This is a genomic window from Algoriphagus machipongonensis (assembly GCF_000166275.1).
Taxonomy (GTDB): Bacteria; Bacteroidota; Bacteroidia; order Cytophagales; family Cyclobacteriaceae; genus Algoriphagus; species Algoriphagus machipongonensis.
In genome coordinates this window covers 3,146,381-3,169,728 of record NZ_CM001023.1, presented here as the reverse complement: position 1 = coordinate 3,169,728, position 23,348 = coordinate 3,146,381, and the positions used below count along the sequence as shown (strand labels likewise).

24 protein-coding genes are annotated in these 23,348 nt (G+C 37.8%); 13 read left to right on the top strand and 11 right to left on the bottom strand.

The genetic code is table 11. The annotated features are described in order from the left end of the window. Window position 1 precedes the first annotated feature (1 nt). The 8 genes from ALPR1_RS13260 to ALPR1_RS13225 form a co-directional block, all read right to left on the bottom strand. Window positions 2-922 (bottom strand): ribonuclease Z, encoded by a 921-nt coding sequence (locus ALPR1_RS13260; protein ID WP_008201395.1) that lies wholly within the window; start codon window positions 920-922, stop codon window positions 2-4. Next, on the bottom strand, window positions 919-1,299 hold the full coding sequence (locus ALPR1_RS13255) for an STAS domain-containing protein (RefSeq protein ID WP_008201393.1): 381 nt from the start codon (window positions 1,297-1,299) through the stop codon (window positions 919-921). The genes ALPR1_RS13260 and ALPR1_RS13255 overlap by 4 nt, the downstream gene beginning before the upstream one ends. A 13-nt stretch (window positions 1,300-1,312) precedes the next feature. Then, entirely contained in the window at window positions 1,313-2,251 is a 939-nt protein-coding gene (locus ALPR1_RS13250) for a phosphoribosylaminoimidazolesuccinocarboxamide synthase (RefSeq protein WP_008201392.1), read from the bottom strand. A gap of 63 nt (window positions 2,252-2,314) precedes the next feature. After that, window positions 2,315-3,346 (bottom strand): toxin-antitoxin system YwqK family antitoxin, encoded by a 1,032-nt coding sequence (locus ALPR1_RS13245; protein ID WP_040302831.1) that lies wholly within the window; start codon window positions 3,344-3,346, stop codon window positions 2,315-2,317. Between the two features lie 281 nt (window positions 3,347-3,627). Then, window positions 3,628-4,809: an acetyl-CoA C-acyltransferase gene (locus ALPR1_RS13240; protein WP_008201390.1), complete on the bottom strand. Its 1,182-nt coding sequence runs from the start codon at window positions 4,807-4,809 to the stop codon at window positions 3,628-3,630. Between the two features lie 117 nt (window positions 4,810-4,926). Then, a complete protein-coding gene (locus ALPR1_RS13235; protein ID WP_008201389.1) occupies window positions 4,927-5,553 on the bottom strand; it encodes a hypothetical protein in 627 nt (208 codons plus the stop codon). Then, window positions 5,543-6,190 carry a hypothetical protein gene (locus ALPR1_RS13230; RefSeq protein ID WP_008201388.1) on the bottom strand — a complete coding sequence of 216 codons (648 nt, stop codon included), beginning with the start codon at window positions 6,188-6,190 and terminating at the stop codon, window positions 5,543-5,545. Before ALPR1_RS13230 ends, ALPR1_RS13235 begins: the two co-directional genes overlap by 11 nt. Before the next feature lies 1 nt (window position 6,191). Next, window positions 6,192-7,157 carry a VWA domain-containing protein gene (locus tag ALPR1_RS13225; protein ID WP_008201387.1) on the bottom strand — a complete coding sequence of 322 codons (966 nt, stop codon included), beginning with the start codon at window positions 7,155-7,157 and terminating at the stop codon, window positions 6,192-6,194. Window positions 7,158-7,300: 143 nt separating this feature from the next. Here ALPR1_RS13225 and ALPR1_RS13220 point away from each other — a divergent pair, with 143 nt between their 5' ends. The 10 genes from ALPR1_RS13220 (at window position 7,301) to ALPR1_RS13175 (ending at window position 16,214) form a co-directional block, all read left to right on the top strand. Further along, a complete protein-coding gene (locus ALPR1_RS13220; protein ID WP_008201385.1) occupies window positions 7,301-9,703 on the top strand; it encodes a TonB-dependent receptor in 2,403 nt (800 codons plus the stop codon). Continuing rightward, the gene (locus ALPR1_RS13215; protein ID WP_008201383.1) at window positions 9,703-10,542 is read left to right on the top strand and encodes a DUF4249 family protein; all 840 of its coding nucleotides are present in this window, start codon (window positions 9,703-9,705) and stop codon (window positions 10,540-10,542) included. Before ALPR1_RS13220 ends, ALPR1_RS13215 begins: the two co-directional genes overlap by 1 nt. 55 nt (window positions 10,543-10,597) lie before the next feature. Next, window positions 10,598-10,936 (top strand): ArsR/SmtB family transcription factor, encoded by a 339-nt coding sequence (locus ALPR1_RS13210; RefSeq protein WP_008201382.1) that lies wholly within the window; start codon window positions 10,598-10,600, stop codon window positions 10,934-10,936. Between the two features lie 42 nt (window positions 10,937-10,978). Next, window positions 10,979-11,461, top strand: coding sequence for a DUF6428 family protein (locus ALPR1_RS13205; RefSeq protein ID WP_008201381.1), 483 nt, complete (start codon window positions 10,979-10,981; stop codon window positions 11,459-11,461). 7 nt (window positions 11,462-11,468) lie between these two features. Further along, complete coding sequence (locus tag ALPR1_RS13200; RefSeq protein WP_008201379.1) at window positions 11,469-12,095, top strand: low molecular weight phosphatase family protein; 627 nt, start codon at window positions 11,469-11,471, stop codon at window positions 12,093-12,095. A 304-nt stretch (window positions 12,096-12,399) separates the two neighbouring features. Beyond that, window positions 12,400-12,774, top strand: coding sequence for a BlaI/MecI/CopY family transcriptional regulator (locus tag ALPR1_RS13195; protein ID WP_008201377.1), 375 nt, complete (start codon window positions 12,400-12,402; stop codon window positions 12,772-12,774). After that, the gene (locus tag ALPR1_RS21025) at window positions 12,771-14,045 is read left to right on the top strand and encodes a M56 family metallopeptidase (protein WP_008201375.1); all 1,275 of its coding nucleotides are present in this window, start codon (window positions 12,771-12,773) and stop codon (window positions 14,043-14,045) included. Before ALPR1_RS13195 ends, ALPR1_RS21025 begins: the two co-directional genes overlap by 4 nt. Window positions 14,046-14,078: 33 nt before the next feature. Next, on the top strand, window positions 14,079-14,486 hold the full coding sequence (locus ALPR1_RS13185) for an energy transducer TonB (protein WP_008201374.1): 408 nt from the start codon (window positions 14,079-14,081) through the stop codon (window positions 14,484-14,486). Between the two features lie 129 nt (window positions 14,487-14,615). Next, complete coding sequence (locus ALPR1_RS13180; RefSeq protein ID WP_008201373.1) at window positions 14,616-14,981, top strand: BlaI/MecI/CopY family transcriptional regulator; 366 nt, start codon at window positions 14,616-14,618, stop codon at window positions 14,979-14,981. 78 nt (window positions 14,982-15,059) lie between these two features. After that, on the top strand, window positions 15,060-16,214 hold the full coding sequence (locus tag ALPR1_RS13175) for a M56 family metallopeptidase (RefSeq protein WP_161599233.1): 1,155 nt from the start codon (window positions 15,060-15,062) through the stop codon (window positions 16,212-16,214). Window positions 16,215-16,313: 99 nt separating this feature from the next. Here the strand turns inward: ALPR1_RS13175 and ALPR1_RS13170 are convergent, their stop codons facing one another. Then, window positions 16,314-18,854 (bottom strand): M14 family metallopeptidase, encoded by a 2,541-nt coding sequence (locus ALPR1_RS13170; protein ID WP_008201371.1) that lies wholly within the window; start codon window positions 18,852-18,854, stop codon window positions 16,314-16,316. A gap of 127 nt (window positions 18,855-18,981) precedes the next feature. On the opposite strand from ALPR1_RS13170, the gene ALPR1_RS13165 reads away from it, so the two are divergent. From ALPR1_RS13165 to ALPR1_RS13155, 3 genes are all read left to right on the top strand, one after another. Then, entirely contained in the window at window positions 18,982-19,749 is a 768-nt protein-coding gene (locus ALPR1_RS13165; RefSeq protein ID WP_008201370.1) for a 3-keto-disaccharide hydrolase, read from the top strand. A gap of 74 nt (window positions 19,750-19,823) precedes the next feature. Beyond that, a complete protein-coding gene (locus tag ALPR1_RS13160; protein WP_008201369.1) occupies window positions 19,824-21,164 on the top strand; it encodes a Gfo/Idh/MocA family protein in 1,341 nt (446 codons plus the stop codon). A 70-nt stretch (window positions 21,165-21,234) separates the two neighbouring features. Next, entirely contained in the window at window positions 21,235-22,485 is a 1,251-nt protein-coding gene (locus ALPR1_RS13155) for a M14 family metallopeptidase (RefSeq protein WP_008201368.1), read from the top strand. Between the two features lie 74 nt (window positions 22,486-22,559). Here ALPR1_RS13155 and ALPR1_RS13150 read toward each other — a convergent pair whose 3' ends face one another. Further along, window positions 22,560-22,949, bottom strand: coding sequence for a hypothetical protein (locus ALPR1_RS13150; RefSeq protein WP_008201367.1), 390 nt, complete (start codon window positions 22,947-22,949; stop codon window positions 22,560-22,562). Next, the gene (locus ALPR1_RS13145) at window positions 22,946-23,347 is read right to left on the bottom strand and encodes a hypothetical protein (protein ID WP_008201366.1); all 402 of its coding nucleotides are present in this window, start codon (window positions 23,345-23,347) and stop codon (window positions 22,946-22,948) included. The genes ALPR1_RS13150 and ALPR1_RS13145 overlap by 4 nt, the downstream gene beginning before the upstream one ends. Between the last annotated feature and the right edge of the window lies 1 nt (window position 23,348).

Here is a 23,348-nt window from a genome sequence, read left to right as displayed (position 1 = left end):
GCTACAATATAGGATAGGTTTCTCCTTCTTCACTAAGAATACTGTTTGGAAATACTGTTTTTGCCTCCTCCAACATTTGACTTAAATCTTTGTACCGGGAAGAAAAATGACCCAATAAGAGCTTTTTAGCACCTGACATGGTAGCGATTTGAGCTGCTTGTTCGCCAGTACTATGGAATGTTTCTCCGGCACGGGCTTTATCATCATTCGTAAATGTCGATTCATGATAAAGGAGATCAACATTTTCTATATAAGTGCTAATACTTGGGTCAAAAATCGTATCAGAACAGAAAGCGTATTTTCTTAGGGTTGGGAGAGGGTAAGCAAAGTCGTCTACTTTAAACCATTTACCATTTTCATCCTGATAATCCATCCCTTCTCTCAGTGATTTAATCGCTTCGATTGATAAAGACTGACCCTGGATTTTTTCTTTTATAAGGTTTCTATATCCTGGTTTTTCTGAGATTAAAAACCCAGTGGTAGGTAGTCGGTGCTTCAGAGGGAAACTAAAAACCTGAAATTTAGGCTCTTCAAAGAGCAAGTTTAGACCTTGGGTATTAGTCTGAACAAAGTTTAATGGATAGGATAGCTTTGTATTGCTCCAGCGAAAATTTGTAGTAATAATTTCATCAAGGCCTTGGGGACCATAGATGGTAAGAGCTTTGGTTCTCTTGGCTAAGTTAAATGAAGATAGAAGTCCTACTAAGCCTAAATAATGATCGCCGTGTAAGTGGCTAATAAAAATATTAGAAATCTTGGAAGGTTTCACTTTATACCTTCGCAATTGGATTTGAGTTCCCTCTCCGCAGTCCAGGAGCAAAAGCTCCTGGCCAAAACGGATTACTTGAGAGGTGTGGTTTCTTCCATGGACTGGTATGGAAGAGGTATTCCCTAAAATGGTGACTTCAAAGTCCGGACTCAATCCTCCTCCTCTTCTTCTTCACCACTTTCAATTTCATACATAAAGATAGCTTCAGCAGCTTCTTCTAAAGAGGCTACCAAATTCAGCTTTTTATCCAACATAGAGATTTTTAAAAGCTTCATGACATGATCCTGAACCCCTGAAAGAATAAAAATCCCTCCAGTTTTACTGAATTCGCGATCTCCAACAAGAAGTGCGCTTAATCCACTGGAATCTACATATTTAACCTCTTTAAGGTCAAGTACCATGTGTGGGTAACCTTCAGCCTGTATTGTTAAAATCTCTGATTTTAAAGCTGGGGCAATGATTGAATCGATTTTTTCTTCCAAAGGAGAAAAAACCACGTATTGTTCTTTTTTATCTATTGAGTATTTCATAGCGTTTTTTGGATTAACCCAAATGGGTAAGGATTACTTTTTCTATTCGACTATTAATTTGGGATGTATCCGCTTTTTCAAATTTTTGACCGGTGATTTTTTCGAAAAGCTCAATATAACGATCTGAGATGCTTTCTACAATTTCGTCTGTCATTTCAGGCACTGATTGACCTTCTTTCCCTTGAAAGCCATTCGATATCAGCCATTGCCTTACAAATTCTTTTGAAAGTTGTTTTTGAGGAAGACCTTTTGCCTGATTTTCCTCATATCCATCTGCGTAGAAATAGCGAGAGGAATCAGGTGTATGAATTTCATCAATTAAGAATATCTCGTCCCCGAATTTACCGAATTCATATTTAGTGTCTACCAAGATCAAACCCATCTCTGAAGCCATTTCTTGACCTCTTTTGAATAGGGCTCTAGTATATTTTTCCAACACAGCATAATCTTCAGGACTTACTATTCCTTCTGACAAAATGGCCTCTTTAGAGATATCTTCGTCATGTCCTTCTGAAGCTTTGGTGGTCGGAGTTATTATTGGCTCAGGAAAAGGGTCATTTTCCCTCATATGCTCAGGAAGTTCCACTCCACATAATATTCTCTTTCCTGCTTTATATTCTCTGGCGGCATGTCCAGCCATATAACCACGAATGACCATTTCTACTTTGAATGGTTCACATTTTTTACCAATCGTTACGTTAGGGTCTGGAGTAGCTGAAACCCAGTTAGGGACAATATCAGAGGTTGCTTCAAGAAATTTTGCAGCAATCTGGTTTAAAACCTGCCCTTTAAATGGAATAGGTTTAGGTAAAACTACGTCAAAGGCTGAGATTCTGTCTGAAGCGACTACAACTAGCTCTTTTTCAAATATATAGACGTCTCGTACTTTTCCTTTATAAAACCCTACTTGACCAGGGAATTGATAATGGGTTTCTTTTATGGCTTTACTCATGCTTAAACAGTTTTCGCAAAAATAGAAAAAGCTTTTCCTTTCTAAGCTTCGCGATTCTAATATTTAATAATTTTTGAATTCATTATCGTAAGATTCGGTTCTTACGAGGTTTCCTTCTTCATCAAAGAATTCCTGATTTCCTGTAAGTTCTCCATCTTTATATCTGCGGATTTCTTCCAAAGTACCGTTTTCTCTATAAATCTTTACTTCTCCATTAATCTCCCCATTGAGATACTTAAGTACATAGTTTACCTGTCCATTTTCAAAATAAGTGGTTTCACTTAATTGATAACCTTTTTCATCATATAGGGTTCTTGATTTTATTTTACCTGAAGGGTAGAAGGTTTCATAAGGAGCTTTGGCAACGCCCTTTTTAAATAGGCCTTTTTCTCTCAGTTCTCCTGATTCGTAGTATACCAATAATTCTCCCTCAGCAAGTCCCTTTTTAAACTCACCTCTCCTGTGAGGTTCTCCACTGGCGTAATTCAGATGGTAGATGCCGTGAAGTTCTCCGTTTCTAAACTCTCTGATCCCTTCAACTTCCCCATTTTCGAAATAAACAGTTTCCCTTCCTTCTAATTCCCCATCTGAATAGGTTGCGATGACTTTCGGGGTTCCATCTTGGTAATATTCTTCGTAAGGTCCATCCAAAGTGCCTTCTGAGTAATAGATTTTGGAAGCCGGTTCACCTGTTTCAAAATACTTTTCACTCAAGCCGTCAGGTTTATTGTTCTTGAAAACGGTTCGATCTTTAATCTGCCCATTTTCAAAATAGGTCACTACTAATCCTTGAATTTGATTGTCCTCGTAAGTCAGCTCTTGTTGGATTTTTCCATTGGGATAATAGCTTTTCCCTGGTCCTGAGCGCATATTTTCTACGAATGGAGTGATTCTAAGAGTATCTCCATTTCTCGGTGATAATTCATAAAATACTCCATGTTTTTGATCATTTTTTAAATTCCCTACTTGGATGAGGTTCCCTTCAGGATCATATAATTTGATTTCCCCTTCTGCAACACCATTGACTTTGGTAAAAACTTCTTTCACCTGTGTTTCCTCAAAATCATAATAGGTTTTGACGGTAACCTGAGCCATAGAAAAAGAACTCAGCAGGCAAAATACAAGTACTAGGGTAGGGGTTTTCACAAAATCGTTGTTATCTGTTTTAAAGGGAATATCGATACTTTCCTATAGACTGGCAAATCATAAAATGGACCAGAAGGAGTTTTACTGTCAATAAGGCAGGCACTTTTATTATAATATTTATTCTTATAAAGAATAGGGGATTTAGGATTCAATTTCAAGTTCAGCTTTTGTATAAAAACAAAAATCACTGGAAGTCTTCCCAGTGATTTGATGTTTTAATATATCTAAAACTACATTTTTTCAATAACAATAGCTGATGCACCTCCGCCTCCATTACAAATGCCGGCTACACCTATTTTTCCATTTTTTTGATGTAAGACCGAGTTGAGAGTAGAAATGATTCTAGCACCTGAAGCACCTAATGGATGACCTAATGACACAGCACCACCGAAGATATTTACCTTATCATTGTCCAGATTCAATTCCTTTTGGTTGGCAATAGCTACAGCAGAAAAAGCTTCATTGATTTCATAGAAATCTACTTCATCTGATGATACTCCTGCATGTTTCAATGCTTTTGGGATGGCTAAGGCAGGAGCGGTAGTAAACCAAAGTGGGTCTTTGGCAGCATCAGCAAAGCCTCTGATTTTTGCCAATGGCTTCAATCCAAGCTCTTCTAATTTTTCTTTGCTTACTAAAATAAGGGCTGATGCTCCATCATTCATGGTACTGGCATTTGCCGCCGTAACAGTCCCTTCTTTTTCAAAAACGGGTCTTAAAGAAGGGATTTTATCAAACATTACGTTTTTGTATTCTTCATCTTCATCGATAAGAATTGTTTCCCCTTTACGTCCCTTCATTTCAACAGGGATTACTTCTTCTTTGAAATAACCTTTGGCCCAGGAATCTGCCGATCTCTGGTAAGATTGAATAGCATAGGAATCTTGATCTTCTCTGCTGATGTTCATTTCCCTAGCCGTGTTGTCTGCACAATTGCCCATAGGAAATTGATTGTAAACTTCATAGAGTCCATCTTTTACCAATCCATCAACGAATTCAGCATTTCCATATTTATAACCAAATCTTGCTTTTGGAACATAGAAAGGAACATTGGACATGCTCTCCATTCCTCCAGCTACCACCACGTCGTTCATGCCAAGCATAATCGACTGGGCTCCAAACATGACCGCTTTCATTCCTGAAGCACAAACTTTATTGACAGTGGTGCAAGGAACATCATATCCTATTCCAGCTCCAATGGAGGCTTGCCTTGCCGGCGCCTGACCCAAATTAGCAGAGATGACATTTCCCATAAAAACTTCCTGCACCTCAGAACTTGCTACTTTGGCTTTTTCTAAAGCTCCTTTGATGGCAATACTTCCTAATTCCACAGCAGTTAGCTTCGATAATTTACCACCAAAACTTCCTAGTGGCGTCCTTACGGCTGCAACAATAAAAACTTCTTTACTCATGTTTATTTGGGTTTTATGAATTATCAATTGAATGGAAATATAGATTTGAAAACAATTTCTTCAATTAGCTTTCTAATTCAATTTTTAAGGTATTATTGGAAGCGAAAGGGTATGATTTTACCAGTCAGGTATACCTCTTTTTGGCCTTTGAGTTGGCTTTTTCTTGTTCTGCTGAATGTAACGTAACTCTGCTGCATTCATACTTTCCAAAATTTGGGCTGCTTGCTGAGGAGTCAAATTCATAGCTTTTAGTTTCTCTTTAAACTCCTCCAAGGCTTTTTGACGATCGGCTAGATTCGCATCCTTTTGATCATTAGCATTTTCACCAACATCATCTTGAGTTTGATCTGAAGGGTCTCCTTCTTGGCCTTCTTTGGCTTTATCTTCCTCTGTTTTTTCTCCTTGATCTTTCTGCTGTTGCTGTTCTTCAGATTGCTCGCCTTCCCCTTGTTCGTTTTGATCTTTTTGTTGCTGATCTTGATTTTCTTGAGGGTCTTGGTTTTGCTGCTGCTTTTCTTGCTCCTCTTCCTGCTCTTTTTCAAGTTTTTCTTTCAACGCTTGAAGCTTCGAGTCACCAGGGTATTTTCCTAAACCTTCATTTAGGGTATTTAGAGCTAGTTCTTTATCTGTTTTGACATAAGATCTAGCAGCTTGGTTAAAGTACTCACCAGCTGTCTGTGCACTCAACTGAGAAATAGAAACTCCCCATAGTACAGTAAGAACTAATAGAATTTTATTTTTCATCGATTTCTGTGACTTCGGTTAGACTATTAATAAACTCCTGATAGGCCGCAACAGTTTCATCTTGTTGCAATGCTTCGGTCATAACGTTTAAAGCGTCTCTAAATCGGAATTGTTCAACCAATCGATCTGCCTCCGCTTTTTTACGCTTGGCAAATTCAGAAGGATCTGGCTTGTCTTGATTTTCCTGATCTTTTTTCTCTTGATCTCTTTGCAACCAACGTGCCAGCATTTCATAATTATACCTAGCAGTTTCATTGGTGGGATCCATTATTAATGCCGACTGAAATTTGTTTAAAGCTGCCTCATATTCCTCTTTGTTGCCCAGTAAAACACCACCTTGATTATATGCAAAAGAAGAAATCATTTTGATCGGTGAGAGTGTAGCTTTATCATAAGATCCCGTAGCTTCATCAGGCTTTTCTGCATGATGGTAACTCAAACCAAGGTTGAAGTCTAATTCGGGGGATGAGTATTGAAAATTTTCAATTAAGGCCAAATGTTTTTCAATCGACAATTCGTAATTGGCTTGCGAATAACTTTCCTCAGCCTCATCAATAGCGGAGTTTAGCCTTGAAACTCTGGTCCAGGAACTGGGGATTAATAATAATGTGGCTACCAATACTTTGCTCCAACTCATATTACAACTTGATGGTTTTGATTGGTAAAATCATATCTAATAAAGATAAGCCAAATGCAGCAAGAAGAAAATAGAAATACTTATTTGCTGAGGCTTCGACTGTTCTTGAACCGGTGATTCCACCCTCCAAGCGTTCTAGTCTTTTGATTAAGTCTGCTACTTCCTGAACTTCATCTGAAATCTCAAAATATTGTCCATCTGTCTCTGCGGCTATTTGTTGCAAGGGTCTTTTGTCTAAGACTGTTTGCGCCGGCTCTCCTGTTTGTGGATCCATCACAATGCCATTTCCTCTAGGAATGGTACTTCCAGATTCTGTCCCTATACCCAGAGCAAATACCTTTACTCCTAAGTTTTTTAATTCAGAACCTATGTTTTCCAATTCATCACCGAAATTCTCACCATCCGAAATCAAAATGACGGATTTTGATTTTACCTCTTGACTTTCATCATTTTGAAACCTGTCCAAAGCAATTCTTAAAGGAGCATTCAGATCTGTACCGAAATTAGGTACGAGTCCGGTGTTCAGCCCGTCAATATAGAGTTGCAAGACACTTTGGTCGAATGTCAGCGGACATTGCATAAAAGCCTCTGAACTAAATATAATAAGTCCAATTCGGTCTGAAGGAAAGCTTTTGGTTAACTCCTTGAGCTCGAACTTTATTCTCTGCAGCCGGCTCGGGCCAATATCTGTGGCGTTCATGGATTGGGATAAATCCACTGCAAGGAAAATATCCTTTCCTTCTTCTTTTATTTCTTTGACGGAGGTACCGATAGAAGGCCCGGCAAAAGCGACCAGAAATAAAACAAAATAGGTGGTACGAAGGACCATTTTTGTAAATAGCCTTCTTTTCTCTACTTCTAGCTTTTTATTGATAGACCAGAATCGGTAGAGGTAAATAAAATAGAGCAGTGCAAAAATGACTGCTAGGAGTATTGTGAGTTTTACGTCGGGATATGCCCAAATCATGCCCTGAAATTATAAAATAAACCTTACTTTAAAAGCAGCTTTAGAATGAGTGGATGATATATGGTGTCAGAAATTACTGAATTAACAAACATTAATTTTCTACAAACGTCTAAGGTTGAAGTTAAATCACCAATTTAAAACCAATGTACCTTTTTTTAAGGCTGAGCAATTTTTTATTTGTTTGGATAATTCTAGGAATTTCTAGTTCCGTATTTGGTCAAAATAGCCCGCTAATAGAGGGGGTAGTAGTAGATGTAACAGATTCGAGCCCTTTAATTGGAGCCAATGTTTATTGGGAAGACGATGTGAGTTCGGGGGTAGTTACAGACTTGGATGGGAAATTCCGATTGAGCAAGCGAAACTTGCCCGCTAGAATTGTGGTCTCCTATGTCGGATACGAAAAATCAATTCGAACTATCTCACAAAACGAAAGTGAAAAAGAAATAAAATTTTTTCTCAAGCCTTTAGAAATGTCTTTGGATGAAATCATCATTCAGGAAAGAAGGCCCGATGAGCAGATAAAGAATTTGTCTATGGGAAAGGCTTCGGTCCCCATGGAGACAATCAAGAACATACCGGCACTTTTTGGTGAAGTAGATTTATTGAGAAGCCTTCAATTACTTCCAGGGGTTCAGACAGCTGGAGAAGGAACTACGGGGCTTTTTGTAAGAGGGGGATCGGCTGATCAGAATTTGGTTCAGGTAGATGGCGCTCCCGTTTTTAACCCTTCCCATTTCTTTGGGTTTTTCTCTGTCTTTAGTCCTGATGCTTTGGATAATGTGGATTTATATAAAGGAAATATGCCCGCAAATTATGGGGGTAGGTTGTCCTCTTTGATAGATGTTTCATTAAAAGAAGGGAACAATCAGCAAATACATGGGCAAGGGGGGATAGGAAGCATTTCTTCTCGTTTGATGCTGGATGGACCATTATTTTCGGAGAAATCTACTTTTGCTATTTCTGCAAGAAGAACCTATGCTGACGTGTTTTTGAGACTATCCAATAATGAGGATGTGAAAAATAACAAACTCAATTTTCATGACCTAAGTGCCAAGCTTTCCTTTCTAATAGGCGATAAGGATAAATTGACCTTTTCAAGTTATGAGGGAAGTGACTTTTTGGGTTTAGATGAGCAATTTGGTTTAGGATGGAGAAACTGGGTTAGTTCAGGGCATTGGAGTCATACCATTTCTGAGAATTCTTTTTTTGATCTGGAGGCTTATCATTCCAATTACAAATATAAAGTGGAGTTTGAAGAGCCAAATACGGGGTTCTATTGGAATAATAGACTCTCTGAGTCAGGTTTAAAAGGGCAGTGGACTTGGATCAATTCAGATCGAATTCAATCTTATTGGGGTTTTCATAGTCAGTATTATCATTTTGCTCCGATTTTATTGGACCCAGCTGAAGATAGTGCGATCGAGTCCATTACCACGAATCCTAAAAATGGGGTTTTAAATAGTGGTTTTATAGGTATGACTGCTGCAATTACCCCTAGATTAAGTACAGAGATTGGGTTAAGAATGGGACTTTATACTCAAGTTGGGAAAGGGGTAGATTACTTGTACCAGGATGATATTCCTGATGATACCAATAATATTACGGATAGTGTTAGATATGGAAATTTTGAGCCTATTCGCTTTTATCATGGATTGGAACCAAGAGTCGCTTTCAGGTACTTGGTAAATGAGGAGTTTTCTATCAAAGCAGCATACAACAGGAATTTTCAATACGTTCAAATTGCATCCAACAGTTCGGCTGGTCTTCCCATAGATCGCTGGATTCTCGCAGGAAAATACATTGCTCCTTTAAGATCCGATCAAGTGTCCTTAGGCTTTTTCAAGAACTTTGATTCGGATAGATGGGAGTTTTCAGTAGAAGGATATGCAAAGAATTTCAAGAATGTAATTGATCTAAAAAATGGTGCTTCAGTCTTGTTTACTGATCAGGTAGAAACTGAATTATTAGCAGGCGACGGCTACTCATACGGTATGGAGTTTTTACTTCGAAAGAATGTGGGAAAAACAACAGGCTGGCTGGCTTATACCTACTCCAGAACTTGGAGAGAAATAGAAGGGATAAGTTTAGGAGAAAAATATAACCCAAGGTATGACAGACCTCATGATGTGACTCTAGTTTTAAATCATGAGTTTTCGCCATCCTGGTCAGCGGGATTGACTTTTGTCTATACAACTGGTCAGGCAGTAACATTCCCTGTTGGGATTTATGAATCGGATAATCAAATAGTACCTGTTTATCCAGATTACAGAAATCAGGATCGATTCCCTGATTACCATAGAATGGATGCCTCTGTGACCTGGAAGAACCCGAATAAAGGCAGAAAATGGAGGGGGAGCTGGAATTTTAGTGTTTACAACTTATATGGTAGGAAAAACCCTTTTGCATATGAGTTTCGAGAGATTTATAACGATCAGATCAATTATGATCCTGATGTGGACGGACCTATTGTTTCTGAAAAGCAAGGAGTGGTCATGACTTACTTATTTACGTTTTTACCTTCCATTACTTATAATTTTCAATTTTGATGAAAAGGAATCTACTGATCATATTTTCGGCTATCATTTTATTCTCTTGTCAGGAAGAAGTCGTTTTGCCGTTGGCAACATTGGATGAGGAAGTACCTGTTATCGAAGCGATTTGGACGGATTCAAGAAACTATAATGGAATTAAACTGACCCTTGCAGAAAATTATTTTGACACAACAGATGTCAAAGTGATTACAGATGCGGAGGTGAAGATCAGAGTTACAGGAACTCAAAAAATAATTCCATTTTACTTCAATAAAAATTCAGACGATTATCAGCCGATCAATGAATTTGAAGTTGCCAGGATAGGAGAGAATTATGAGGTATTGGTCAACTGGAACGGTAATGCTTATAGTGCGAAAGGGTTAATGCTAGAGCCTCCCACAGTAGATAGTTTGACCTATAGCTTTCAAGAAAAAAGGATTTTTAGAGATGAGGGATATTATATTAAGGTTTACGGTAAAATCCCATACCAAAATGATAACTATTACCGAATTAAAGTTATCGTGAATGATACGTTAAAGAATGATCGGAGCGACTATTTGTTGTTTGACGACACTTTTGGATTGACATTTTTTGAAGAAGGTTTAGAATTAAATTATGCCTTTGAAGAAGATGATCAAGTGAGGTTAGAGCTTTTTAGAATGAATGAAGACGCCTATAATTACTTTTCACAATTGGTGGGCTTACTCTATAATGATGGTGGGTTGTTTAGCCCACCGCCACAAAATCCAGACAGCAACTTTAAAGTGGATGTAGGAGAAGGAGATGTTTTAGGCTATTTCCTGGTTTCTCCTGTTTTAAGTGAAAAAGTAAAAATTGAAGAGAAGGAAGAATAAAAATTAAGGCAATGTATTTTATTTAATCTATTAATCGGTATATTGCAATATAATTATGGGGCTTACAAAAACAGACTTATTTACAGTAGAGCAAAACGAGTTGGCAAAACTTGCAAAGGCTTTGGCGCATCCAGCGAGAATTGCCATTATCCAGTATTTGTTGAAAACCAATTCTTGTGTAAATGGAACTTTGGTTCAGGAGCTAGGCTTGGCTCAAGCTACCATTTCTCAACACCTGCGAGAGCTAAAGGAAATAGGCTTGATTCAAGGAACTATTGAGGGAGTGTCTGTTAGTTATTGTATTAACCCCGGTAAGTGGGAGGAAGCGCAGTTTTTATTTAATCAGCTGTTTGATACTTATCAGTCAAGCTGTTCAAAAGGAGATTGCTGTTAAAAAAATTTGTACACATTCATCGTAAAATTACAATCATAAGAAATGAAACTTTCAGAAATTAAATCAAAATTACCTCAATTGAGCCAGTTGATATTTAGACTTCCGACCGGAGAAGCTGTTCCTGCTCATTTCCATGTCACTGAAATAGGTCAGATCAATAAAAGGTTTATAGACTGTGGTGGAAAAGTTAGAGATGAAAAAGCGATTAATTTTCAGCTTTGGGAGGCTGGCGATTACGACCATCGATTAGGTGCTGAGAAACTCTTGAATATCATCGACCTATCACAAAAAAAATTAGGTTTGGAAGATCTTGAGGTAGAAGTAGAGTATCAAGGAGAAACCATAGGGAAATACGGTTTAGAGTTTTTGAATGAAGAGTTTCAATTGACAGTAAAAATGACTGATTGTTTAGCAAAAGATTCTTGCGGAATTCCTCAGTCTGAGGCCAAACCAAGAGTTCGATTAGCTAACCTACGAGTAAAAGAGTCTAATTCCTGTTGCGCGCCAGATAGTGGTTGTTGTTAAGAAAGCTATGCTATCAAGTAAATTAGAAAAAAGTGTTTTAAAAATTCGGCAATTGCCAATTACAGAACATAGGAAAGAGGAACTGGAAGTTTTAGTGAAATATGTTTCTCAAAAGCTAAAATCAAAACAGCCAATTTTACTGAATTTTATTTGCACGCATAATAGCCGTAGAAGTCAGTTTGCACAGGTTTGGGGACAAGTGGCAAGCAGTTATTTTAAAATACCTGCCAAGTGTTATTCAGGTGGGGTTGAAATCACAGCGTTTAATCCTCGCGCGATAAAATCTTTAGTCTCCAGTGGTTTTAAGGTGGAGGGTAGTGATGGGGAAAATCCAATTTATGAAATTGAGTTTTCTCAATATCAGAAAGCTATTCTAGGTTTCTCAAAAAGATATGATGATCCCTCGAGCGCTAAAGAAGGATTTGCAGCCATCATGACTTGTGACCATGCGGATGAAAACTGTCCTATAATCCCTGGTGCAGAAAAGAGGATTTCTTTAAGGTATGAGGATCCGAAAGCTTTTGACAATACGGATATTGAGGAGGAAAAATATGAAGAACGATCTCATCAGATTGCCTCTGAGTTATTTTATGTTTTCGAAATTGTAGCCCAGAATAGGGGTGCAGAAGATTAAAGTAAGTCTACCTGCTTTTTTCAGACTTACTAAAACACTAAGAGAGGTGATTTCCCCCATTTTATTATCGGGGAGAATGTCTCTTAATTGATTATTTCCTTGGTTGAGCTTAAGAATATTCTTGAGCTCTCTTTTTTTAGCTAATTATTTTACCCCAAATTCCTCATTGATTTTTGACTATACATTAATGGTATAAGTTTGTGGAAAATATGGTTTAACCTTTTTTAAATATCTTTTTATTTAAAATTCGTAGTAATATGAAAAATTCGTAGGGTTTTTAAAAAATTCATTTTACATTAGGTTTATGAATGAATTAAACCATAACGAAGAACTGATTATGGGCATCTTTTGGAAGAGGGAAAATGCCTTGGTAAGAGATGTCTTGGAAGAACTCCCAGAGCCGAAGCCACCTTATACCACCTTAGCTTCAACGATTCGATTGCTTGAAAAAAAGGGGTTTTTGAGTCATAAGACATATGGGACCACTCATTTGTTCTTTCCTCTGATTTCACAGGAAGAGTATAGTAAGAAAAGTATCAACAGGATTGTTAAAAATTTCTTTGAAGGGTCAGTTGGTAACTTTTTGTCCTTTATGGTAAAGGAAAAGAATATCTCAGATGAAGAGATTCAGGATTTGCAGAAGTTGATAGATGAATACGATAAACCTGACAAGAAATGATAGAGTTACTAACCTATTTATTAGAAGCAAGCATTTGCCTAACTGTTGCCTTGATTTTCTATAAGGTAATGCTGAGCGATTTGACCTTTTTTGATTTAAATCGTCTCATATTACTCACCTTGCTTGGTGCTGCTTTAGTATTTCCATTGCTATCATTTGACCTGATACCCAATCAAACGATTTTTAAGGAAGTGACTCTTCCTACATTTTGGGTAGGGCAAGGTATGGAAAATGAAAGTGCTGGGATGGAAATCACCTGGGTAACTGTAGTATTTGGAATTTACTTAATGGGAGTCATTTGGACAGCTGTTCGACTGATTTTCGGGTTTATGCAGTCTTTCCGGTTACTGGGGAAATCAAACCTATTTTTCTATCAAGATAAATACATCGCAGAGCATCCAGAGTTCACGCCAGCATCATTTTTCCAATATATATTATTGCCAAAATTCCACTTGGATGATGAAGATCAACAAAGAATCATTTTACATGAATCAGTGCATGTAAATAAGAAACATAGTTGGGATTTATTATTTGTGCAGATGGCAAAAGTATTGTTTTGGTTTAATCCTTTGATTTATGCCTATGAAAATTCCATTCGGGAAGTTCATGAATTTCAAGCTGATCAAGGGGTGACGCATTCTTTCTCCCAGAGGGAATATTCTAGACTTTTACTCAAGCTGGTCAGCGCTGGAAGGGGCTGGCAGTTTATGAACAACTTTAACCAATTTCAAACCAAAAAAAGAATTATCATGATGAACAAAACTAAATCAAATAGAAGCCAATTGGTTCGCTTCTTAATGGCGATACCAGTCTTGGGGTTGATGTTTGTGGCTTTTTCCTGTGACTTGACCAACTCGGAAGAGGAGATAGAAGGACCTACTCAAGTAGAAAAATCAACTGCCATCGGACCATCTAATATGGCTGCGAGAATTGCTGATGTTGGAGCTGATGGAAAGGAAATTTTTGATGTGACGGAAGTTCAGCCGAAGCCTCCAGGAGGTATGGAGGGTTGGAATGCTTATTTGGCTGCTAACCTTAAATACCCAGAGCAAGCCAGAAAACTTGGAGTTGAGGGTACTGTTATCGCAGTTTTCGTAGTCAATTCTGATGGGAAAATTTCTGATGTTGAAATCTTAAGAGGAATAGGTGCCGGAGCTGATGAAGAAGCAATGAGAGTAATTAGAAATTCTCCGGATTGGACTCCTGCGACTCAACGAGGAACAAAGGTTAATTCTCGATTGAGATTACCGATTAGATTCAAACTTGGCTAATCAGGCTTAATTCAAACCTAAAATAATTTAAAAATGAAAACTTACGCTAAACCAACTATTTACACTGTTCTGATTTTATTGTTGACCATTTGCGTTGGAGTAAATTCTGGATATTCTCAGACGAGTGAAAGGGCATTAAAAGAGGTGGACGAGACTCCTGAATTTCCAGGGGGAATGGAAGCCCTGTTTAAATTCATGGGAGAAAATTTGAAATACCCAGAAGCTGCTCAGAAAAAAGGGATTGAAGGAACTGTTGTAGTCGCCTTTGTGGTCAAGAAAGATGGTTCCATTGAGAGTCCAGAAATCTTAAGAGGGATAGGAGCTGGTTGTGATGAAGAGGCAATAAGAGTAGTGAAGTCTTTTCCTAACTGGACACCTGGAGAAAAGGATGGTGAAAAAGTAAATACTCAAATGCAATTACCGGTCAAATACAAGCTTTAGTTGATGGTTTAATAATAGCAAAAGTCTCTGGGGATTAACCAGAGACTTTTTTTATATATTATTACGATTTATTCGTGATATTACGAAGTAATCGTAGGTTTTTATAAAAACTCTCATTACATTAGGTTTATGGAAGAGTTAACAGCCAATGAAGAGCAAATCATGCGAGTGTTTTGGAAGATTGAGAGAGGCATTGTAAGAGATGTTTTAGATCAGATTCCAGAACCTAAGCCACCTTATACAACTTTAGCTTCCGCTGTAAAAGTATTAGAAAAGAAGGGCTACCTAGGGCATAAAACTTATGGAAAAACAAATGAGTATTTCATTTTGATTCCCGAAAGTGATTATCGTAAAAAGAGTTTTAACTCATTGGTCAAAAACTTCTTTGATGGCTCAGTGGAGAATGTACTCTCTTTTTTGGTAAAGGAGAAAAAGGTTTCTGAGAAGGAATTGGAAGAATTACAAAAGATGATCGATAATTACGAAAAGAAATAGGAGATGGTATTCTTATTTACATATTTATTGGAAGCTAGTCTTGGGATCTTATTGGTGTTTTTGTTTTACAAAATCCTTATGGAAGATCTTACTTTTTTTTCCTTGGGTAGAGTAACCTTATTGGGTTTACTATCTGCTGCAGTTCTTTTGCCTTTATTTTCCTTTGAATTTCAGTGGCTAGGAGAAAGTGCCATTCGGCCTATTAATAATTCATTAAACTGGATGGAAGGGCAAGTAAATTCTGATTCATCTACATTGGAAAATCGATCTTTCAATTGGGTCAGCATTCTACAATTGGTTTATATAATTGGATTGATTTACTCTATTTCTAAGCTTGTCATTGGTTTGTTTAAAACCTGGAATTTGATCTCAAAATCTCAAAAATTAAAGACAGGAGATCATGTGATAGTGATTCATGAAAGGTTTATTCCAGCTTCATTTTTTAACTATATCCTATTACCAGAATATCCAGAAGGAAATCAAGAATTCAATCAGATTTTGCTTCACGAATCTGTTCATATCCGTAAAGGGCATACTTGGGATGTATTATTCCTGCAAGTGATCAAATCTATATTTTGGTTTAACCCTGTGATTTATGCCTTAGAAAAACAACTTCGGGAAATCCATGAATTTCAAGCAGATCAAGAAGTGACAAACAGCTATTCTCCAATTGCCTATTCTCGTCTTTTGCTCAAGCAATTGAGTAAAGACTGTGGATTACAATTCATGAATAATTTCAATCAATTTCAAACTAAAAAACGAATCATGATGATGAACAAATCAAAATCAAATGCTATTCAAAAGAATAGATTTCTACTCAGTATTCCCTTATTGGCTCTAATGATAGGACTGTTTTCCTGCGATATGGCCATTAACCAAGCGGATCTGACTGGAACTTGGACAGGAACTGATTTTCAGTTTGAGCAGTCGGAAGGGCCTGATTTAAGTGCTATGATAGAAGGAGGTAGAGCCTTGCACGAAGGAGGAAAATTGACTCTCAATGAAGATGGTACTATGAGTATTACTTCAGGTCAGGGAGAGATGAATGGCTCAGGAACGTATAGGTTTTATACCAATGGAAATATCCTCATCACAACAATGGATGGTGGAGAAGAAACCTCTTATGAAGTAATAAGTCTAAGTGAAGAGGAGTTGGTTACAAAGCATGATGTTGCAATGGATACCCCAATGGGAAAAGTAGCCGGTACGATCACACTGACTTATAAGAGATAAAAAATTTTAACTAAATCTACGATTTGTTCGTAGATTTTTCCTAAAATAAAAGCCAGCAGGGATTACCTACTGGCTTTTTTAATTGTCTTTTAAACTCATTTAATCCATGATGTCTCCAAAAAACAAGGCATTCAAAAAGAGTTTATTGGTTCCAAACCAAGTGCCTCTAAAATTAGGTGAATCATAGAAATTAATAACTCTTCCTCTACCTACCGGAGATATGATCAAACTAGCCGATTGCTTCATGAGTTCAAGGTTTTCATCAGAGATATAACCTCCTAATAAAGGGTCTTCGGTGTAGCGAATGGGAGTAAGATATTTATTTTGGCTAGGCTGGACAAAAATGGAGCTATTTCTATAGACAGGAAGTTGGTCTCTGCGGTAGCCATAAGTTATAGGATGAGTTAAATCCAGTTTTGCCATATAGATACTTCCGCCCACTGCTTTGGCACCTTCAAAAGCATTTCGATCAGCATAGGGGAGTGCTATTGGATCTGAATTTTCAGGCCGTTCTACCATTTTTTCATTGGTGATTCCTGCACGGTTTAACCATAAACTTGCAGATTTAAGTGAAACGATAGTTCCTCCTCTTTGAAGCCAGTCCTTCAGATGGTCAAGAAACCCTTCGGAAAAAGAGTTGTAATTGCCAGAAGGTAGCACCAGTGTGTTGTAATCAAATAAGTTTACTCGGCCCATATCATCGGAGTTTACTTTGGTGATTGGCATCCCAACTTGAGAATCCAATAAATACCAAATTTCTCCTGCTTCATAGCTAGAAACTCCATCACCAACCACCATAATGACTTTAGGTTCTGTAACAGCACCCACAAGGTTTGAACCCAAATCTATTCCCTGGAGATTTAATCCTGTCTTGGTTGCATAAACTTGTTGGTGATTTTTGTTCGCTAATTCCTTTAGCTTTTCCAGAAGTTCAGTTTCATCTAAATCCTGAAAACCCATTGGAATCATCAAGGTTCCAGCTCCAAATTCAACCACGTCTGATGTTGTTTGAGAAGTAAAGGGTCTGTTTATAACTTCTACATGAATTCCAGCCTTTTGTAAATCATTCAGCATTCTAGGAGCGTAGTAATCGGCCCAATCTATTAAGTATGCATAAGCTTTTCCTTCTGGAAATGGATATCCTATCTCTGAAACTTCCGTGACTTCATCTCCTGGTTTAATTCCAGAAGAAGTGGCAAATGGCATTCCATAGGTATGTGCCATAGTCCAAGTAGAGGCATCATAGAACACTGAGTCTGCAAATTCTGTAACTTCCTCAAACATGGATCTAACCATTCTGAATTGAGGTTGAGAGGTGGGAACTACCCAGGATTTTCCTTTTTTGAAAGAATAATTACCTAGGTCGATATCGCTGTCATTTTCATATACTTTTATGTGATGATCTAGCAAAAGCTTAACGAAAAGCTGATTTCGGCTTTCATCATATTCATCCCCAAAAACATAATTTCCTGCTGGATCATCAGAGCCTTCTGAAACAGCAGTTTCAAAAAACTCTCTTAAATAATCATGCATAAAATCCTTATTGTCCAGAGCCGCTTCCATGGTCGCAAGTGAACTTCTCACATGATTTCTTATCGTAAAAGCAAAGCTGATTTCTCCACGTTGGCTATTTTGCAAATGGCCACGACTACTGGCTTGCTCGAAAACCAAACCTAGTCCACCATGTATGTCTGGATAGGTACTTCCATAACCAGGGTAACTGTTGTCAAAAACCTCTTTTGTCCAATATAAACTTCCAATTTCATCTAAGTATTTGGAGAAATATTTAGCAAATCGAACATTGATGTCGTCGTAATTTTTTCTTGGAACTACAGGGTTTTCACTTCCATAAGGCTTGGTTGGTTCAAAGAAGTATGTGCTATTGGTACCCATTTCATGAAAGTCGGTGGTCACATTTGGATACCAGGTATGATACCAAGCGATTTTTGCCTGAGATTCAGGATGTGCAAGTGGAAGCCAGTCTCGATTTAAATCAAACCAATAATGGTTGGTTCTTCCTCCTGGCCAAACTTCATTATGCTCGCGATCCAAAGGATCAGCGACTGGAGGAAAACCTTTGTTGGTATTTGCCCAGTGGCTATGTCGATCTCTACCATCTGGATTGACCGTTGGGTCAAAGTGAACCACGGAATTTTCTCTAAGGTTGGTCGCAAGTTCCGATTGGGAAGCCATTAGCCAATAAGCAGTTAACATGGCTGCCTCGGCAGAAGAAGGTTCATTGCCATGAACACCATACCCTTGATGGATGATGGCAGGCATGCTGCTAACTTCAGGTTTAGATTGACTTGGATCAGCTAGCTGAAGTTGTTTCAATCTGATTTCTTCTAAGTTTTCCATATTGGAAGGTGAAGAAATAGTCAAAATGATTTTTGGTCTTAACTCATGAGTATACCCAATAGTCTTTAAACTGGCCATATCGGATATTTCATCCAGTTTTTCAAAGTATTTAACTATCAGGTCATAGCGAGTGTGCCATTCTCCAATTTCATAACCTAGGAAGTCAGAAGGGGAAGGAATAGCCGGGTCAAATTTTTCTCCAGGAAAGAAATAATTCTCCTGTCCAAAGGAAAATTGACTCAGAAAGATTCCAAGAATTAGTAGGGTAAGTGGTTTTTTCATAGTTACAATTTATTTCAAATTCATTTAGAATTGGGTTGAATGACATAAAAATCCATCAATGGTGTTTTGATTGCTATCATTTTGCAGTAATTTATCCCCGTAGATCTTAACCTAAAATAATCTTCCTATGAAAAAGATTTCGCTGACACTAGCGGCAGCAGTTTTTACAATGAGTTTGAGTACTTTGGCTTTAGGCCAGGAAAAGACTCCACCACCAATGAAACCAGAGGCGACAGAATTTTATACACCTGTACCACCAAAAGTCACTCCAGGAGCAAATAATACAGCCCCCCCATCCGATGCGATCGTGCTTTTTGATGGAACAAGTTTGAATAATTTTGTTAGTGCTAGAGATGGTTCAAGTCCTGCAGAATGGACAATAGAAAATGGTGAGCTTGTGGTAACCAGAGGTAAAGGGGATATTCAATCAAAAATACCTTTTGGTGATGCTCAATACCATGTAGAATGGTCTGCACCTACAGAAATTGTGGGAGAAGGGCAAGGAAGAGGAAACTCTGGTTTCTTCTTGATGGGCTTATATGAAGTTCAAGTTTTGGATAGTTATGAAAGTAAGACCTACACCAATGGTCAAGCAGGAAGTATTTACAAGCAATTTCCTCCATTGGCAATGGCATTGAGACCAGCTGGAGAATGGAATTACTATGATATCATCTTTAAAGCACCACGCTTTAACAAAGATGGCATTGTAACTTCCCCTGCAACTGTTACTGTTTTAATGAATGGTGTATTGGTACAAAATCATGTGATTCTTAAAGGCCCAACCGAATACATTGGTATTCCAAACTATAAAGCTCATCCAGAAGAGTTGCCAATCAAATTACAAGATCATGGCAATCCAGTAAGATTTAGAAATATCTGGGTTCGTAAGCTATAATTACTAATCTAAAATGGAGCAGGATTTAACTATTCTGCTCTTTTTTTTCAATACTCTCAATAACCCAAAAAACCATGTCATCAAGAAGAAGATTTATTCAAAATACCATGTTGGTAGGGGCAGGATTAAGTATGCCCCAAATACTCACAGCCTCTGATTTTGGAAGATTTACCCGCAAAGTAAAACCATCTGATCAGCTCAATTATGGGCTTATCGGAGCAAACGGGATGGGTTGGTCAAACATGAGCGCACATTTAAAATTGCCTGAGGTAAACTGCGTCGCGATTGCAGATGTAGATCAAAGCGTGCTGGATAGGAGAAGTGAAGATGTTTTCAAACTTCGAGGCACGCGACCGAAACTTTATAAAGATTATAGAAAATTACTCGAAGATCCAGATATCGATATTGTGATCATTGGAACTCCAGATCATTGGCATTGTCTGATCATGTGTGATGCTGTTTCTGCAGGAAAGAATGTCTACGTAGAAAAACCCATTGCAAATACCATTGAGGAATGCCAACTAATGGTGAAAGCTCAAGAACGCTATGGAAAAGTAGTACAGGTTGGGCAATGGCAGCGATCAGGTTCTCAATATGCCCAGGCAATTGATTATGTAAAATCAGGGAAATTGGGTCAAATCAGATTGGTAAAATGCTGGGCATACCAAGGATGGATGAAGCCGGTTCCGGTATTGCCAAATGGTCCTGCGCCAGATGGAGTGGATTATAAAATGTGGCTAGGACCAGCACCTGAGCGTCCATTTAATCCAAATCGTTTCCATTTTAATTTCCGTTGGTTTTGGGATTATGCTGGTGGATTGATGACAGATTGGGGAGTTCATGAGATCGATATTGCACTTTATGCGATGGGAGTAAGTGCTCCTAAATCCGTAATGGCCTCTGGTGGGAAATTTGCCTATCCAAATGATGCTTCTGAGACACCGGATACGCTTCAGACAGTGTATGAATATGATGGATTCAATATGCTTTGGGAGCATGCTACAGGCATCGATGGAGGAAACTATGGCACGACTGAAGGAATTGCATTTATCGGAAACAATGCCACTTTGGTAGTGAATAGAGGGGGATGGAAAGTGATTCCTGAAACCGAAAACAAAGATGGTCAGCGTGTTCCAAAAGTAGCAGAAGTTCCTCATACTCCTGGAGCTGGAAGTGCTTTGGATCATCATGCTAAAAACTTCATCGAAGCGGTAAAAGCGAATGATCCGAGTTTGTTGAATTGTGCGATTCAAACTGGAAGTGTAGCAGCAATCAATGCACAAATGGGGAATATTGCCTATAAAACTGGTAAGAAAGTTTATTGGGATGCAGAAAAGAATCTATTTACCGATTCTGAAGCAAATCAATTGATTAAAGCCCAATATCATAATGGATGGGAATTGCCGAAAGTATAAATTGAAATACGATTGACGAAATAGGAACCCTTCGAAGAAATTTGAAGGGTTTTTATTTTAACTTCCCAACATGAAATTCCTCCAATCAACAACCTTTTACCTGCTTTTAATTTTTCTCTATTCCTGTAAATCAACTTCCCAGTGGGAAGGGCAGGGGCCTATTCAAATAATTCCTACGGAAAGTAAAGAAATCAACCTTCAAGAAAGGAGAACATTTGATTTAGAGAATGGGCTTTATTTTTCAAATCAGTTTGAAGGCGCAAGACTTAATGATGCCATAAGGATCAATGATACCTTGGTTTCTATTACCATCTTACCGGAAAACGAACCCATCAACCCAAGTCCATGGTATGCTTTTAAAATTTGGACTGAAAGCCCTCAGGATTTCTGGATTAAATTCACTTATTCTGATAAAGGATTTCATCGATATTATCCAAAAATAAGTAAGGATGGAAACTCCTATTCCAATGTAGATTCGACTGATTTTGTCTTACCAGTTGTTGGAGAAGAAAGACCCAAAGAAGCTTTTTTAAAAGTTCAGAGCTCTCAGGATACTACTTGGATTGCTGCTCAGGATTTAGTCGGAACTCAGCATGTGGCGGATTGGAAAGAAAGTTTGATGGGATTTGATTTTGTGGAAAAAATCAAGATTGGAGAAAGCAATCAAGGAAGGCCATTGGAGATTTTGAAAATCGGAAATGCTGATGATCAACATATGCTAATGGTGATTTCCATGCAGCATCCACCCGAATTAACTGGCTATTTAGCAATGAAGGCATTTGTAGAGGAGATTGTTGGAGATACTCCTGCTGCCAAGAAGTTTAGAGCAAATTATAATTTGTATTTAATGCCTCAAATAAACCCTGATGGCGTTGGTAATGGGCATTGGAGACATAATTCAGGTGGAATAGATCTTAACAGAGATTGGGTGAATTTCAATCAGCCCGAAACAAAGGCCTTGTCTGAATTTATGGAAAAGAAAGTGGAAGAATCAGGAGGGAAGTTTGTTTTTGCAGCTGACTTTCATTCTACTTGGGAGGATATTTTTTATATCAATAACCAAGAATTAAAAGGTAATTTTCCTGGCTTGATTCCAAAAGTTATCAAGAGATCTTCCAAAAGGATTCCTGATTATATTCCCAATATTCGCCCTAATGAAGGCGTTCAACGAAGCGTTACTTCAAATTCTTATTTTTATTTCGTTCATAAAGCTGAATCAATGACTTTTGAAGTAGGAGATAACACAGAAAGGGATGTTATAAAAATGAAAGGGAAGTACTTAGCTGAAGAGTTGATGAAGATATTAAATAAAAAGAACTAGAATTGGTTAGTTAAATTCCTCAGAACATAAAAAAAGCCGCAAAAAATTGCGGCTTCTTTGATAATTGAATATTGCTAGAATGCTAATGCGGCCAGCCCTAACTTGGATTTAAGGGGATTGATCGATTTGAGTATTTTCCCGGAATATTTTTTAAACAAATCACTTCCCAAAAGGTCTGTAAGGAACTTTGTTCTTTTATTCTTAAGTCCAAGGAAGCTAGCTTTTTTGTCCTCATCTGAGGCTGAACTGTCACTGATTTTCATTAATTCATCAACAAAACTTTTATTGTTTTTCTCAAGCTTGTCTTGTTGACTTGAGCTAAGATCAAGCCCACCTGTATCATTTAGTATCCCCGTTACTTGGGAAGCCAAATCCAGCTTAGGTATTTTGAGACCTTGAGCCTGCGTTGTAAATCCGATTAGAGTAAATACTGCTAATAGAGTTAGTAATTTGAAGTTTTTCATAAAATAAGAGTAGCAAGTTTATACTTAGTTTTAAAAGGTCTAATTTTTTTCTTTATTGATTTTTTGTACTTCTTGGCGTTGTTTTCTCCAAGTATTTTTGAAAATGCATTGGATTGCTTTTTGCCGAGTGATAAAATGGATTTTTTCTTTTCTTCATCGTTGGAATCACTTCCTGCAATTTTAATTACCTGATCTAAGAAATCACCATTGGATTTCTTCAATTCCTCTTTTTTGGAAGCATCAATCGAGAGTTCTATATCAGAGGGAGAGAAGGCCTCCATCATGTCTTTTTTAAAGTCAGGAGAAGGCAGCTTGATTTTCTGAGCATAAGTAGTTTGAATTGACATGAAGGCCAAAACTAGAATGCCTAAGTACAGTGGGGCATACTTTCTCATCATT

Coding starts and splice junctions, on each gene's coding strand:
- ALPR1_RS13220 (WP_008201385.1), top strand. CDS start 7,301: ATGTACCTTTTTTTAAGGCTGAGCAATTTTTTATTTGTTTGGATAATT.
- ALPR1_RS13235 (WP_008201389.1), bottom strand. CDS start 5,553: ATGAAAAATAAAATTCTATTAGTTCTTACTGTACTATGGGGAGTTTCT.
- ALPR1_RS13200 (WP_008201379.1), top strand. CDS start 11,469: ATGCTATCAAGTAAATTAGAAAAAAGTGTTTTAAAAATTCGGCAATTG.
- ALPR1_RS13170 (WP_008201371.1), bottom strand. CDS start 18,854: ATGAAAAAACCACTTACCCTACTAATTCTTGGAATCTTTCTGAGTCAA.
- ALPR1_RS13215 (WP_008201383.1), top strand. CDS start 9,703: ATGAAAAGGAATCTACTGATCATATTTTCGGCTATCATTTTATTCTCT.
- ALPR1_RS13185 (WP_008201374.1), top strand. CDS start 14,079: ATGAAAACTTACGCTAAACCAACTATTTACACTGTTCTGATTTTATTG.
- ALPR1_RS13175 (WP_161599233.1), top strand. CDS start 15,060: ATGGAAGATCTTACTTTTTTTTCCTTGGGTAGAGTAACCTTATTGGGT.
- ALPR1_RS13230 (WP_008201388.1), bottom strand. CDS start 6,190: ATGAGTTGGAGCAAAGTATTGGTAGCCACATTATTATTAATCCCCAGT.
- ALPR1_RS13245 (WP_040302831.1), bottom strand. CDS start 3,346: ATGGCTCAGGTTACCGTCAAAACCTATTATGATTTTGAGGAAACACAG.
- ALPR1_RS13160 (WP_008201369.1), top strand. CDS start 19,824: ATGTCATCAAGAAGAAGATTTATTCAAAATACCATGTTGGTAGGGGCA.
- ALPR1_RS13150 (WP_008201367.1), bottom strand. CDS start 22,949: ATGAAAAACTTCAAATTACTAACTCTATTAGCAGTATTTACTCTAATC.
- ALPR1_RS13250 (WP_008201392.1), bottom strand. CDS start 2,251: ATGAGTAAAGCCATAAAAGAAACCCATTATCAATTCCCTGGTCAAGTA.
- ALPR1_RS13195 (WP_008201377.1), top strand. CDS start 12,400: ATGAATGAATTAAACCATAACGAAGAACTGATTATGGGCATCTTTTGG.
- ALPR1_RS13165 (WP_008201370.1), top strand. CDS start 18,982: ATGAAAAAGATTTCGCTGACACTAGCGGCAGCAGTTTTTACAATGAGT.
- ALPR1_RS13225 (WP_008201387.1), bottom strand. CDS start 7,157: ATGATTTGGGCATATCCCGACGTAAAACTCACAATACTCCTAGCAGTC.
- ALPR1_RS13240 (WP_008201390.1), bottom strand. CDS start 4,809: ATGAGTAAAGAAGTTTTTATTGTTGCAGCCGTAAGGACGCCACTAGGA.
- ALPR1_RS13145 (WP_008201366.1), bottom strand. CDS start 23,347: ATGATGAGAAAGTATGCCCCACTGTACTTAGGCATTCTAGTTTTGGCC.
- ALPR1_RS13255 (WP_008201393.1), bottom strand. CDS start 1,299: ATGAAATACTCAATAGATAAAAAAGAACAATACGTGGTTTTTTCTCCT.
- ALPR1_RS13180 (WP_008201373.1), top strand. CDS start 14,616: ATGGAAGAGTTAACAGCCAATGAAGAGCAAATCATGCGAGTGTTTTGG.
- ALPR1_RS13210 (WP_008201382.1), top strand. CDS start 10,598: ATGGGGCTTACAAAAACAGACTTATTTACAGTAGAGCAAAACGAGTTG.
- ALPR1_RS21025 (WP_008201375.1), top strand. CDS start 12,771: ATGATAGAGTTACTAACCTATTTATTAGAAGCAAGCATTTGCCTAACT.
- ALPR1_RS13205 (WP_008201381.1), top strand. CDS start 10,979: ATGAAACTTTCAGAAATTAAATCAAAATTACCTCAATTGAGCCAGTTG.
- ALPR1_RS13155 (WP_008201368.1), top strand. CDS start 21,235: ATGAAATTCCTCCAATCAACAACCTTTTACCTGCTTTTAATTTTTCTC.